The following is a 13,257-nucleotide window of genomic DNA, read 5'->3' as shown; positions in this document are numbered from 1 at the left end:
GCTGTTGAATTGATGGTTACCAGGTGTGACCGCCCTACTGGAAGACCGGTTAAGCAACCATGCTGCCGCGACATGTCTTCAGGCGGTCACGTACTCAACATGATCATGAAGCCTTTCCAAGGCATGTCTGTATGACGCCCGTGGAATTGAAACATACTTGTAGACATGCGCTGAGCACAAACACTCTGGCCCGCGATTCGGCGTCACCGATGCCCGGCGCCACAGGCACTCAATGACAAGGTTTAACAACCCCTGTGGCACGGCATTTGTCTGACGGTACGCTCAGTCAGTGAGACAATATGAAACGCATGCTTATCAACGCGACGCAGCCCGAAGAGCTGAGAGTCGCGCTGGTCGATGGTCAAAGACTTTATGACCTCGATATCGAATCCGGTGCCCGCGAACAAAAAAAGGCCAACATCTATCGCGGACGCATTACTCGCGTTGAACCCAGCCTTGAAGCTGCCTTTGTCGATTTTGGCGCCGACCGCCATGGTTTTTTGCCGCTAAAGGAGATTTCGCGCGAATATTTCTCGAAGGAGCCTTCCGGCAACGGTCGCCCCAATATTCGTGAAGTGATCAAGGAAGGCCAGGAAGTCATCGTTCAGGTCGACAAGGAAGAGCGCGGCAACAAGGGTGCGGCTCTGACCAGCTTTGTCAGCCTGGCCGGACGTTTTCTGGTGCTGATGCCCAACAACCCGCGGGCAGGCGGCATTTCTCGTCGCATCGAAGGCGATGAGCGCGCCGAGCTGAAAGAAGCCATGAGCCAGCTCACCATGCCCGAGAAAATGGGTGTGATCGTGCGTACGGCCGGTATTGGTCGCTCCTCCGAGGAACTCCAGTGGGATCTGGACTACCTGGTACAGGTATGGGAAACCATTACCGAAGAAGCCGGCAAGCGTTCAGCCCCCTTCCTGATCTACCGGGAATCCAACGTCATCATTCGCGCCATGCGCGATTACCTGCGCCAGGACATCGGCGAGGTACTGATTGACCATACCGACGTACACGAAGAAGCCCTTAACTTCGTCAAGCAGGTCATGCCGTCGTATCAGCAGAAGATCAAGCTGTATAACGATGATGTGCCGCTGTTTTCCCGTTTTCAGATCGAATCCCAGATCGAGACGGCCTACGAGCGCGAAGTCAAACTGCCGTCGGGCGGCTCGGTGGTCATCGACCATACCGAAGCACTGGTCTCCATCGACATCAACTCCTCACGTGCCACCAAGGGTGGTGACATCGAGGAAACGGCACTGCAGACCAATCTCGAGGCGGCCGACGAAATTGCCCGTCAGCTGCGCCTGCGTGACATTGGTGGTCTGGTGGTGATCGACTTTATCGACATGACCCCTGCCCGTAACCAGCGCGAAGTCGAAAACCGCGTCCGGGATGCTCTCAAGCTCGATCGTGCTCGCGTTCAGATCGGTCGCATCTCGCGTTTCGGTCTCATGGAAATGTCACGTCAGCGCCTGCGCCCATCACTGGGCGAAACCAGCGGCGTGGTATGCCCGCGCTGTAACGGTCAGGGCACCATTCGCGATGTTCGCTCACTGTCACTCTCGATCATGCGACTGATCGAGGAAGAGGCAATGAAGGATCGCAGCTCACAGATCCGCGCCATGCTGCCGGTGCCGGTCGCAACCTACCTGCTCAACGAAAAGCGCAACGTTCTGGCCGACATCGAGCGTCGTCAGGGGGTACGCGTCATGCTGCTACCCCAGCCCGAACTTGAAACACCGCATTATGACGTCCAGCGCTACCGTGATGATCAGGTCGACCCTGAAGAGGCCGGGCGCTCGAGCTTTGAAATGTCGGACGACTTCGAAGCCCCTGAAGACGAAAGCGAAACCTATCGCAAACCCGTCAAGCGCATTGAAGCCGCCGTACGATCGGTGGCACATCGCACACCGGCGCCCGAGCCCGTGGCGGCCCCGGTCGAGGAAGAACCATCAGGCTTTTTGAGCCGTCTGATGAAAGGCTTCAATCGTCTGATGGGCAGCGACGAAAGCAGCAGCAAACAGGAAACAACCAGCGCTGAGCCCACAAGGGAAAGCACCCGGCAGGCATCAAACGCGCGAGATGAAAGGCCACAGCCGGCCACGCAGGACAATATCGCCCGTGATGAGCAGAAATCTTCATCCAGCAATGGCGAACAGCGCAACAATCGTCGTGACAACACGAAACGTGACGACAGCGCTGGAAGCAGAAACGGTCGTAATGACAACCGCAACGAAAAACGCACCGCTTCTGACAAGGGGCGTGATGACAAGAGTCGTCGCGACCGACCGTCACGCGAGTCCGACAAGGGCGATTATGCCAGCGGCCGCAATGACAAGCGCCAGCAAAACAATGCTCCGGACAAGTCGGATAACGCCGGTGCCGAGCGCAACGACAAGCGTCAGCAAAACGCCTCAACGCCCAAAAGCGATAACATCGCTCCCGAGCGTAGCGACAAGCGCCCACAGGGTACCGCAACAGACAAGAGCACTGACAAGGCGAGTGAAGAGAGCGAGCGTAAAAAGCCTGCCTCCGAGACACCTGCCAAAACGGAGAATGCGCAGGATGAACGTGCCCAGCCCTCGCCCGCTCAGTCTCAGGACAGCGGCGATGATGGCAAACCGCGTCGTACCCGCAACAACCCGCGTCAGCGCAGCCGCAAGCAGGCGTTGAATCCGGAAGCGGTCGCTGAGCAGGAACGCCTGCAGTCTGAAGCCAGCCAGTCGACTGCATCTGCTGCTCCTGAAGCCGATGCGAAAGAGGTGGCCGCGAAAGAGACGGGTAGCCTGGCAAGCCCGAGCACTGCGACTTCCAGTGAGCCCGCCAGCACCGATTCGAAGGTGGCGGCTCAAGCCGGTAACGCTTCAACCACGGCCGGCTCTGCTTCAAAAGCGTCAATGCCTGCGCCGGAGAAGACAGCCTCGGGCTCTGATGACAAAGCGCCTGCCACTGAAGACAGGACGCCGTCTTCATCAGGCAATGGTCGCAAGTCAGTCAGCGCCACCTTTGGCCGTGAACCGCTGCCTGCCGAAACCGCCTCGGACCAGAAAGGCGACAGGGCCGGTGAAACTTCCGAGACGACAGGGTCTGCCGCCGATACGGTCCAAAAGACTAATGCAGAGCAGCAGGACAAGGTCGCTGCAAAAACGTCGCCAAAGGACGCTGACACGGCCAGTGACGGCCCCTCCGGTGAAACGGCATCCGGGAAGTCGGACAAGCCCGCGGCCGCGACTGATACGAAAGCCCTCAGGGAAAGTGGCCAACAGCCGGCGGCGAACGCAGCAGCGACTGCTGCAGAAAGCGCCACGCAAAAGCCTGGCGATAGCGTCAAGGAAGCATCACCTGCCAAACCGGCCTCCAACGCCAAAAAGGAAGCGGCTGACGCAGGCAAGTCGTCTGTTGCCAATGAAGCCACTCCGCGCGAGCAGCCGCATCTGGTATCGCAGGAAAACAGGGCGCCCGTTACGGCCAGAGCTTCAAGCGAGGCGCCGGCGCGTGATATCAACAAGCAGAGTGTGACCTCACGCGAAAAGGCCGCGGAAACATCCGCACCGAAAGGCTCGACAGCACCTGAAGCCGGGCAGGTAGCAGAACAGAAGACCCGTGCTGCCACTGCCGGAGATGCTGACAAATCGGCTGAGGCCAGTGCCACCAGGCCTTCAAGCGCTGAGGTCAGCACGGCCTCGTCCAGCAGCAAGCGCAAGACGACCAGCGGCACCAGTGACACAATGGCGCCCAGTGCTGAAGAAAACGCTGACAAGGCGACAGGCTCTGACATCGCTTCAGTGAAAGACGAAGCCACTGCCAGAGAAACCGCTTCTCAGCAGCGTCAGCGTCGTCGCGCACATAATGATCCCCGTGAGCGTCGTCGTCAGCAGCAGCGCGAGCAGCGTGATAACCAGACTTCTGGTGAATAACGCCTGATTGCATCAAAAAGGCCCACTCCAATGGAGTGGGCCTTTTTTTGTTTGCAGAATTTGGATCCTGTCTGCAACACCCGGGCTTTCGACCTTATCGCCCGAGAATACCGGGTTCCATCTCGAGCATAACGCCAAAGCGCGCTTCAACAGACTCACGGATACGTTTCGCCATATCCAGTAGCTCGCTCACACTACCGTCACCATAATGCACCAGTACCAGCGCCTGCTGCTGATGAACGCCGACCCCATTGCTGCGATAGCCCTTCCAGCCACACTGATCGATTAGCCAGCCGGCCGCCAGCTTGGTGCCTTGATCGGTCGACCAGACCGGCATGGCAGGCCACTGCGTCATCAGGGCTTCAGCCTGTTCGGCGGGTACCACAGGATTTTTGAAAAAGCTTCCGGCATTGCCCAGCCTGCGGGGGTCAGGCAGCTTTTCCCGGCGTATGGCCGCCACGGCCGTGGCCACATCACTCGGACCGGAATTGTCTGGTAGACGGCGAGCAAGATCGCCATAGCCGACACGCGGCTTGCCGTCGAGATGAAGCCTAAGGACAACCCTGACGACCATGACCTTTCCAGCCAGTGTTGTCTTGAACACGCTGTGTCGATAGCCGAAATCACACTTCACCCGGTCCAGTATCTCGTAGCGGCCATCCTCAAGGTGCATGACATGCACGCTATCAATGACATCACCGATTTCGCTGCCATAGGCGCCGATATTCTGTATCGGCGCAGCGCCTACCGACCCCGGAATCAGCGCCAGGTTTTCGATTCCCCACCAGCCAGCAGATGTGGTTTTCTCAACCAGCGTATGCCAGTCAACGCCCGCTTCTATATGCCAGAGTGCCTCGCTCATGCTGACAGGCACCTGCCAGATGCGCTGCCCCGTATAGCGCACAACCAGTCCATCGATACAGGGATTCATGACGACATTGCTGCCGCCACCCAAGGGAATAATGCGACTGAACCGGTGTCGGCCGGCAGCGAGAATGCGACGAAGGGAAAGCAACGAGTCGGCTTCGGCAAGCGCCTGCGCCCGGGACTCAAAACCCAGCGTGTTGCGGGACTTCAGGGAAACGCCGTACTGCATCCTCAATCCAGTGCTTCCCGGCGTTCAATATGGTCAAGCAGACCCTGGCAGCCGGCAGCGATCTGATCGGCGACCTGTCCGAAATTATCGGTATCGCCAAAATAGGGATCGCCGATTTCCAGACCTGTACCCTCCCGGGAAAAGTCCATCAGTAATCCTACATGCGCGCGTCGCTCTCTTGGCGCCATCCTTCTCAGAGCAGACAAATTGTCCGCATCCATGCAAAGGATGTAATCAAAGCGTTCGAAATCATCCGGGCGAATGACACGACCACGCAGATCAGAGATATCGGCGTCACGCTGATGTGCTTCGCGCTGCGCTCGGGGGTCAGGCGGCTCACCCACGTGATAGTCGCCGACACCGCAGGAGTCGACCTCTATCCGGTCCTCAAGCGCCTTGCGCTGTAGCATTTGGCGGAAAAGACCTTCTGCCATGGGAGAACGACAGATATTTCCCAGGCAGACAAACAGGACTCGAATCAATCTGAGCTCCTCGTCAGCAGATCACGCACACGCACCAGATCCTCTGGCGTATCGACGCCGGCAGGATATTGCTCGGTGGCCATGGCCACCGAAATGGCATAGCCATGATAGAGCGCTCGCAGCTGCTCGAGCTGCTCACAGGCTTCAATGGGCGCAACTGGAAGATTTTGATAATCACGCAGGAACGAGGCGCGATAGGCGTAAATACCGATGTGTCGAAGCCAGCCCTGCCCCAGGTCGTGTTCTCCCTGCAGGTGAGCAGAATCCGACAGATCAAAGCGATCGCGATCCCAGGGGATTGGCGCACGTGAGAAGTAAAGGGCACGCCCCTGCTGGCTGCAGACCACCTTCACTACGCTGGAGCGCATCAGGGTAGCTCGATCGGCAATGGACTCTGCAAGCGTTGCCATCGCAGCTCCATTGTCTGCCTCGAGCGATTCGGCCACTCGATCAATCAGGCTGCTGGGCAGAAGCGGCTCGTCACCCTGCACGTTGACGACGCAATCATCATCATGAAGATCAAGCCTGTCGATGACCTCCGTCAGACGCGACGTTCCGTTGACATGATCCTCACGGGTCATGACAACGTCCGCCCCAAAGCCACGCGCAACGCCAGCAATCTGCTCGTTGTCAGTGGCGATCAGTACGCGAGAGGCGCCTGATGCCATGGCACGCTGCCAGACATGCTCGATCATGGGCCTGCCGGCAATCTCCAGCAGCGGCTTGCCGGGCAGACGCTGCGAGGCAAACCTGGCCGGAATGATGACGGTAAAGGCCTGGCTCATGATGCTGCCGGTGTTCCGGATTGTTTACCCAGCGACTCTTCAACACTCAAACGCCGTGCCCGGCTGACAAGCATGACCGGAATGCCATCTGTTACCGGGAAGGCCAGCCCGCTTTCGCGACACAGCAGCTCATTGGTCTCGCGGTTGTATTCAAGCTTTCCGCCACTTTCAGGGCATACCAGCATGGCAAGCAGTTCCTGATCCATTCTCTTTCTCCTGCATCAGAGTTTTTCAAGACGCGATGCCAGCCACTCGATCAGTGCAGGCTCCGGGCACGCTTCAATGTCCAGCGACCAGCAACGCTCGTTGGCAAAAGAGCGACACTTGACCGCATCCTTGGCCGTCATGACCACCGGGCGATTATCGGCAAAGCGCACATCGTGCGCCGAAAAACGATGATGGTCCGGCAGCGGATGCTGATCAAACGCCACGCCCAGCGTCTCGAGTGTTTTGAAAAAACGCTGTGGGTTACCAATGCCGGCAATGGCATGGACTCGCCCATCGAAAGGACGAGCGTCGATACTATAGCAAACCCCGTCATTAAGGTGACGCCAGGCACTGGGGACCAGCGACATGGAATACTGCGCCGCCGCATCCGGCGCCTGCAAATCGCCATTGGAGATGACAGCATCCACCTCCCTCAGCCGGGAAAGCGGCTCGCGCAGCGGACCTACCGGCAGACAGCGACCGTTACCGAACCCGCGCATGCCGTCGACCACGACCAGTTCGATATCCCGTCCCAGCGCATGGTGCTGCAGCCCATCGTCAGACAGCAGGATATTGCAGCCGGCAGCGATCAGTTTACGTGCCGCACGAGGGCGGTCAGGATCGACCACGACAGGCAGCTGTGTCTGTTGAGCCAGCATGACGGGTTCATCACCGGCATGGGCCACGTCACTGGTGTCGCTGACATAAAAGGGATAGCGCGGCGCATGACCACCATAACCACGCGAGATAATTCCGGGCAGCCAGCCCTGATCCTTTAGCCAACGTCCCAGCCAGGCCGTCAGCGGCGACTTGCCAGTGCCTCCTACCGTAATATTGCCGACCACAATGACCGGTACCGGCGATGCCCAGATTTCGCGTCGGCCACTCTGATAGACCTGACGCCGGCTAGCCGTGACACTCTTATACAACACTTCCAGCGGCGTCAACAGACCCGGCCAGCGGGCGCCGCTGTACCATGCCTTCTCAAGGCCTTTCATTGTGCAGGTACTCTAAAGAGCCGTTCACACCGGTACATTGGTGCGCTCCTCACTGAACTGAATGCGATGCAACGCGGCATAGGCACCGTCCTTTTTCAGCAGTGTGGCGTGATCCCCGGATTCGATAATCTCACCGTTGTCCATGACCAGAATGCGATCAGCCTGTTCGATGGTCGAGAGGCGGTGAGCAATCACGAACGTGGTGCGCCCCTGACAGACCGTTTCGAGCGCCCGCTGGATATAGCGCTCGGACTCCGTATCCAGCGCCGAGGTCGCCTCGTCCAGCACCAGAATGGGAGCATCCTTGAAAATGGCACGTGCAATGGCAATGCGCTGACGCTGTCCGCCGGACAGCATGACGCCATTGTCACCGACCAGGGTGTCATAGCCTTTTGGTAGACGCTCAATGAATTCATCGGCATAGGCGGCCTGAGCGGCAGCTACCACGGCTTCACGCGTCGCATTATCGATCCCGTAGGCGATGTTGTCGGCAATAGTGGCGTTGAATAGCGTGACATTCTGGGTTACCAGCGCAATCTGGCGTCGTAGTGCCTGAATCGAAAAATCGCGGATATCCACGCCATCGATACAGATACGACCGCCTGTTGCATCATAAAATCGTGGCAGCATATTCATCATGGTGCTTTTACCGCTGCCCGAGCGCCCGACGAGCGCAATCATCTCGCCGGCCTGAACATCGTGGCTGATTGCCTTGAGCACATCCGGCAAATCACTGCCGTAACGAAAGCGGACATCCTCGAAGCTGACCCTGCCCTGCACGCGGCCGGGGTCATGGGTGCCGTTATCCGGCTCACGCGGCCTGTCCATTAGCGCAAAAATTTCCTGTGCCGCAGCCAGCCCCTTTTGAATGATGCCGTTGATTTCCGTCAGCGACTTGATGGGCTTAATGATCATGCTGGCAGCAGTAATAAAGCCGATGAACTGGCCCGGCGTCATGTTACCCAACAGCTCAGGGTCCAGGGCCAGCCAGACCAATAGCGCCAGTGACACGGCCACCAGTGTCTGGATGACCGGCGCACTGATAGCCTTGGTCAGCGCCTCCTTGAGGCTCTGATCCCGGTTATACTGGCTCGCCTGGTTAAAGCGCTCATATTCATGCTGCTCAGCCCCATGTGTGCGTACCACGCGATAACCCGTGATGGTCTCGGATGCCACATGGGTGACCTCACCTACCGACTTCTGAATGCGCCTTGAAAGCTTGCGAAAGCGTTTGCTGCACCAGGCGACGACCAGACCGATCAGCGGCGTGACGGCAATGAAAATCAGCATCAGCTTCCAGTTGATCCAGAACAGATAAAACGTCAGCCCCAACACCAGCATGCCTTCCTGGAGCACGACATTCAGAGCCTTGGTAGCAGCACCGGTAACCTGCTCAACGTGATAGGTCACACGTGAAATCAGATGGCCTCCGCTGTTTTCATCGTAAAAGCGCCCCGGCAGATGCAGCATCTGATCGAATACCGAGACGCGCAAACGATGGACCACATTACGCGCCACATATTCCATGCCATAGGAGCCCAGGAACGTGCCAAAACCACGGGCCACGAAGATGCCGATAATCATCAGCGGCAGGGCCTGGCGAAAATCGGCATCGGGATTTTGTATACCGTCGGTCAAAAACTCCATGATTCGCGCCATGAGAGTACTGGACCCGGCATAGATGGCATTGCCAATCAGTGCGATCGCAAAGGCCTTCCAGAAAGGCTTTACATAGGTCAGCAGACGGACATACAGCGTCAGGCTGGCGTTTGACTTCACGGGCTCTCCTACCTGGCTGATGGCGATAATGGGTCAACATGTCACGGCGCTGACAGCGCCCGGCTCAATAATGACCCGTTACCGATCATGATCGAAGACTGCCCCCTGGCAATCACCGGCCGGATTCTACCCCAGGTCGGCACTGTTCGACACCGCTGACCGGATGCCGGGAAACAACGCGGATGCCGGAAGCACGACTTGTCACAGCAATGGCACCGTCAAGAGCCGTATTCCACTGACAGCTTCCGGCATGGTGAAAACGTCTGACCACACTGTCAGCAGGGTGGCCATAGGCATTGAGATAACCGGCGCTGTAGATCACACGCGCCGGTTCAAGCATGTCGACCATACGCTGTGAAGAACTGCCATGACTGCCATGATGGCCTGCCACAAGGACATCGACAGGCTCCTGATAGTGGGCAACGATCCGGGATTCAACGTCCTGACCGGCATCACCCGTAATCAGAAAACGATGACGGGGTGTTTCAATCAGCAGCACGCAGGAACGATCGTTTTCAGCCGCTGGCATGGTGGCCTTGCTACGTGGCCAGAGGAAAGTGAAATTCACGTCGTCGACCCGCCATGAGGCACCGGCACGACAGGTCGTGAGTCCTTCGACGTCAATGGTGTCCCTCAGCGGTGCCCACCAGCGATCAACCTTGTGAAGGGCCTTGAGCACGGGCACCCCACCGGCATGATCCGTGTCTCCGTGCGAAACGATAACGCCGTCAAAATGCTGTGCCTGATCCCAGAGCGTGGTAATCGCCATAAACCCCGACCGCGTGCGCGGGCCGCTGTCATAAAGCCAGCGTCCACTGGCCGTGCGAATATCGATTAGTTGGCCCTGTCCAACATCATGGACCACCAGCGACAACTCGCCACTTCGAAGGGCTGGTGCGTTGCTCCCTCCAAGACACAGGGAAAAAGCCATGAGGCTGGCCACCCATCGCCACGAACGAGCAAGCCCGGGCACCAGCCATACCAGACAGACCAATAGCGCCATGATGGCTATGGGCCACACCTGCTCGGGAACGGGCTGCCATTGTGGCTGCCACTGACGTACCTGCTCAAGCGTGGTCTCGAAAAGATGGGCTGTCTGTCCGAAAAGCCACCAGAGCAACTGACCGGCCTGCGGGACAGGTGACAGCAGCCAGCCCAACAGCGCCAGAGGTACCATGACCACGGAGACCCAGGGAATGGCAATGAGGTTGGTCAGCAGTGAAAAACTCGCCATCTGTCCAAACAGGAGCAGTGTGGCGCCGCCAGTGGCCAGACTCAAAAGCGCCTGACTTCGCAGAATGGTGTACCACCAGATGCGCTTCTCCTGCCAACGCCAGGCCACTATCAATACAGCGACAGCGCCAAAGGAAAGCCAGAACCCCGAGCTCACCAATGACAGCGGCGCGCTTATGACAACGATCAGAAACGCCAGCCACCAGGCCTGCCACACGCCGGGAGCATGGCGGCCACTGGCCGTCCAGAGAGCGATGAGGGTCATGATGGCTGCCCGCATGGCCGGCGGCGCAAATCCGGAGAGCCCGGCATAAGCCAAGGCTGCCAGACCCGCCAGAGCCCAGGGCCAGATCACCATACGCCAGCAATACGGCTGAAAAAGGCGGGCCAGAAGACGGCCAAGCAGCAGTACCCAGCCCGACACCAGTCCAACGTGTAAACCCGAAATCACCGCCAGATGTGTCGTCCCTGTGTCTCTAAGCAGTGTCCACTGCGACGTCTCAAGCGCTCCGCCATCACCCAGCGTTAGCGCCTGAAGCCAGCGCCGGGTAAAGTCATCATGTACCCGCGAAGCCAGCCAGCGCTCGGTCAACGCAGGTCCATCACCCCGCTGAAGGCGTACCGCGTTGTCTGCGTCACGCACATAACCAATGGCGCCAAAGCCCTCGTCCATAAGCCAGGCGCCGTAGTCAAAGCGACCAGGATTGCGAAAGCCGTGTGGTGGCTTCAAACGCGCCGTCAAGCGCCATCGGTCTCCTTTTTCCAGAACCGGGGGCCGATACCAGTCAAGGCGAACGTTTTTGAGATGATCACAACGTGGCAGCTCAGCTGCGCCCTGACAGCGCGCTACCGCAAAATTCAAGCGTACTCGTCCTTCAAGCCTCTCCAGCGAAACGATACGCCCGCTCAGCGCTATCTCCTGTTTAGCCAGGCCATCCGCCAGAGGCTCCGGCCACTGAGCGAGGCCGTGATAAAGCACAAGTGTCAATACAGCGGCCACGAGCAGTAGCAGCCGGTGGTACAGTGCAGCCGCCAGCAACCAGAAAAGCGCAAGCCCCCATAACCATGTCTCCGGAGGTACTCGCACGAGCAGGGCGCCAATGCAGGCCCCAAGACACAGCAGCGGAAGGCGTATACCTTTTGCACAATCAATCAGTTCACGACGAATGGGCACAAAACGCTCATGATATTGAGAAAGATTTTCCTCTCCTGTGGGGTTCAGGGATAATGGTGACACCGTTCTGTCAGGACGCTGCCTGATGCTGCGCCGATTTATTCAACGTCATCTGCCGGACCCGGAGACCATTCGGCGTCGAAAATCGCTTCGACTGATTCATCCACTGCTTGGCAACCCCGCGCTCTGGCTGGTCACACGGCGAAGCATTGCCAATGGCATGTCCGTGGGGCTTTTTTGCGCCCTTCTTCCGATTCCAGGACAAATGCTGGTGGCAGCGCTTGGCGTCCTGTGGCTGCGTGGCCATCTGCCTCTGGCACTCGCACTGGTATGGCTGACCAACCCCTTGACCATGCCAGTGGTCTTTTACGTCACCTATCGCGCGGGCGCCTGGATACTGCACACTCCTCCCCGCGCTCTGCCCGATGAGGTCAGCGTCAGCTGGTTTGCCAATCAGGTGGTCGACATGATGCCGGCCCTGATTGTCGGATCACTGGCCTGTGCACTGGTTATCGGCATTGTCGCCAACATCTTGACGCGTCTTTGCTGGCGCTGGCATATCCTGCGCGTCTGGCGCAAGCGCCGTCAGCGTCGACGTCAGCGCTGATCCTCCCCGCGAGATGCCCTGTCTCTGCTGCACTAGAGCCAGGAACATTTCTCTCTGATGGCTTTTAAACTATGTTAATGCTGCCTGCTGTCCGGGCGCATTCATCCATTATCGACACGGAAGCCGACATCATGGATCTGGGAATTGCCAATCGCGTCGCCATTATTACCGGCGCAAAGGGAGGGCTGGGATTCGCCGCAGCACGTGAACTGGCCAACGAAGGCGTAAGACTTGTACTGTCCGACATGGATCTCGAGCAGCTGGAAAAGGATGCAGCACTGATCGGCGGTGAAGTCATCTGCCACAAGGCCGATATCACCCGTCAGGAAGATGTCGATGCACTGGCTCAGGCGGCCATCGACCGTTTTGGCACCATCGATATCGTGGTACATACGGCAGGCATCACCGGCACCAAGGGCCATCCTCTCGACATGGCGGATGAGGACTTCGCGGACACCTGGCAGATCAATTTCATGTCCGCTGTGCGCATGGCGCGGGCCACATTCCCCACCATGCGTGACAAGGGCTGGGGACGCTTTATCTGTATTACTTCCGAAAACGCCGTACAGCCCTACTGGGATGAAGCCGTCTACAATGTTTCCAAGGCCGCGCTGGCGACATTCGTCAAGAATCTGGCCTATGGCGAAGCTGAAAACGGCATTCTTTGTAACACGATCTCTCCTGCATTTATCGAATCTCCCATGACCGATGGCATGATGGAAAAGCGCTCAAAAGAGAACGACTGTTCCTTTGATGATGCCGTTTCAAGTTTTTTGAGCGAATGCCGTCCCGGCATCAAACTGAAGCGTCGCGGCAAGCCTGAAGAAGTCGCTGCTGCCATTGCTCTGGCCGTCTCCGAGCGGGGCTCGTTCATAAGTGGCGCCAATATCCGTGTGGATGGTGGCGCGGTTATGTCCGTTCAAAACTGACTGTCAGCTTTAAACCGATTATCTCCAGACAAAAAAAGGCCCGCCAGCATCAC

The 13,257-nt window shown here is 58.1% G+C and carries 10 protein-coding genes; 3 read left to right on the top strand and 7 right to left on the bottom strand.

Going from position 1 to position 13,257, the window contains the following annotated elements:
• Positions 1-299: 299 nt before the first annotated feature.
• Entirely contained in the window at positions 300-3,914 is a 3,615-nt protein-coding gene (gene rne, locus Q0931_RS07355) for a ribonuclease E (protein WP_299258787.1), read from the top strand.
• 94 nt (positions 3,915-4,008) lie between these two features.
• Here rne and murB read toward each other — a convergent pair whose 3' ends face one another.
• From murB to Q0931_RS07320, 7 genes are all read right to left on the bottom strand, one after another.
• Positions 4,009-5,010, bottom strand: a complete 1,002-nt coding sequence (murB, locus tag Q0931_RS07350) for a UDP-N-acetylmuramate dehydrogenase (RefSeq protein ID WP_299258785.1) — start codon at positions 5,008-5,010, stop codon at positions 4,009-4,011.
• A gap of 2 nt (positions 5,011-5,012) precedes the next feature.
• Positions 5,013-5,492 (bottom strand): low molecular weight protein-tyrosine-phosphatase, encoded by a 480-nt coding sequence (locus Q0931_RS07345; protein WP_366941590.1) that lies wholly within the window; start codon positions 5,490-5,492, stop codon positions 5,013-5,015.
• Positions 5,489-6,277 (bottom strand): 3-deoxy-manno-octulosonate cytidylyltransferase, encoded by a 789-nt coding sequence (gene kdsB, locus Q0931_RS07340; protein WP_299258783.1) that lies wholly within the window; start codon positions 6,275-6,277, stop codon positions 5,489-5,491. Before kdsB ends, Q0931_RS07345 begins: the two co-directional genes overlap by 4 nt.
• Positions 6,274-6,483: a Trm112 family protein gene (locus Q0931_RS07335; protein WP_299258781.1), complete on the bottom strand. Its 210-nt coding sequence runs from the start codon at positions 6,481-6,483 to the stop codon at positions 6,274-6,276. Before Q0931_RS07335 ends, kdsB begins: the two co-directional genes overlap by 4 nt.
• Positions 6,484-6,498: 15 nt before the next feature.
• Positions 6,499-7,482 carry a tetraacyldisaccharide 4'-kinase gene (gene lpxK / locus Q0931_RS07330; protein WP_299258779.1) on the bottom strand — a complete coding sequence of 328 codons (984 nt, stop codon included), beginning with the start codon at positions 7,480-7,482 and terminating at the stop codon, positions 6,499-6,501.
• 24 nt (positions 7,483-7,506) lie between these two features.
• Positions 7,507-9,261, bottom strand: coding sequence for a lipid A export permease/ATP-binding protein MsbA (msbA, locus tag Q0931_RS07325; RefSeq protein WP_299258777.1), 1,755 nt, complete (start codon positions 9,259-9,261; stop codon positions 7,507-7,509).
• A 112-nt stretch (positions 9,262-9,373) separates the two neighbouring features.
• The gene (locus tag Q0931_RS07320; protein ID WP_299258775.1) at positions 9,374-11,581 is read right to left on the bottom strand and encodes a DNA internalization-related competence protein ComEC/Rec2; all 2,208 of its coding nucleotides are present in this window, start codon (positions 11,579-11,581) and stop codon (positions 9,374-9,376) included.
• A gap of 172 nt (positions 11,582-11,753) precedes the next feature.
• Here Q0931_RS07320 and Q0931_RS07315 point away from each other — a divergent pair, with 172 nt between their 5' ends.
• Together Q0931_RS07315 and Q0931_RS07310 are read left to right on the top strand one after the other, a co-directional pair.
• Positions 11,754-12,275: a DUF2062 domain-containing protein gene (locus tag Q0931_RS07315; RefSeq protein ID WP_299258773.1), complete on the top strand. Its 522-nt coding sequence runs from the start codon at positions 11,754-11,756 to the stop codon at positions 12,273-12,275.
• A 131-nt stretch (positions 12,276-12,406) separates the two neighbouring features.
• Positions 12,407-13,204 carry an SDR family oxidoreductase gene (locus Q0931_RS07310; protein WP_299258771.1) on the top strand — a complete coding sequence of 266 codons (798 nt, stop codon included), beginning with the start codon at positions 12,407-12,409 and terminating at the stop codon, positions 13,202-13,204.
• The last annotated feature ends 53 nt before the right edge of the window (positions 13,205-13,257 follow it).

It is taken from the genome of uncultured Kushneria sp., assembly GCF_947497025.1.
Classification (GTDB): Bacteria; Pseudomonadota; Gammaproteobacteria; order Pseudomonadales; family Halomonadaceae; genus Kushneria.
The sequence above is the reverse complement of the archived record's forward strand: the minus strand, read 5'-3'. Positions and strand labels throughout refer to the sequence as shown.

Coding starts and splice junctions, on each gene's coding strand:
- rne (WP_299258787.1), top strand. CDS start 300: ATGAAACGCATGCTTATCAACGCGACGCAGCCCGAAGAGCTGAGAGTC.
- murB (WP_299258785.1), bottom strand. CDS start 5,010: ATGCAGTACGGCGTTTCCCTGAAGTCCCGCAACACGCTGGGTTTTGAG.
- kdsB (WP_299258783.1), bottom strand. CDS start 6,277: ATGAGCCAGGCCTTTACCGTCATCATTCCGGCCAGGTTTGCCTCGCAG.
- Q0931_RS07335 (WP_299258781.1), bottom strand. CDS start 6,483: ATGGATCAGGAACTGCTTGCCATGCTGGTATGCCCTGAAAGTGGCGGA.
- lpxK (WP_299258779.1), bottom strand. CDS start 7,482: ATGAAAGGCCTTGAGAAGGCATGGTACAGCGGCGCCCGCTGGCCGGGT.
- Q0931_RS07315 (WP_299258773.1), top strand. CDS start 11,754: ATGCTGCGCCGATTTATTCAACGTCATCTGCCGGACCCGGAGACCATT.
- Q0931_RS07310 (WP_299258771.1), top strand. CDS start 12,407: ATGGATCTGGGAATTGCCAATCGCGTCGCCATTATTACCGGCGCAAAG.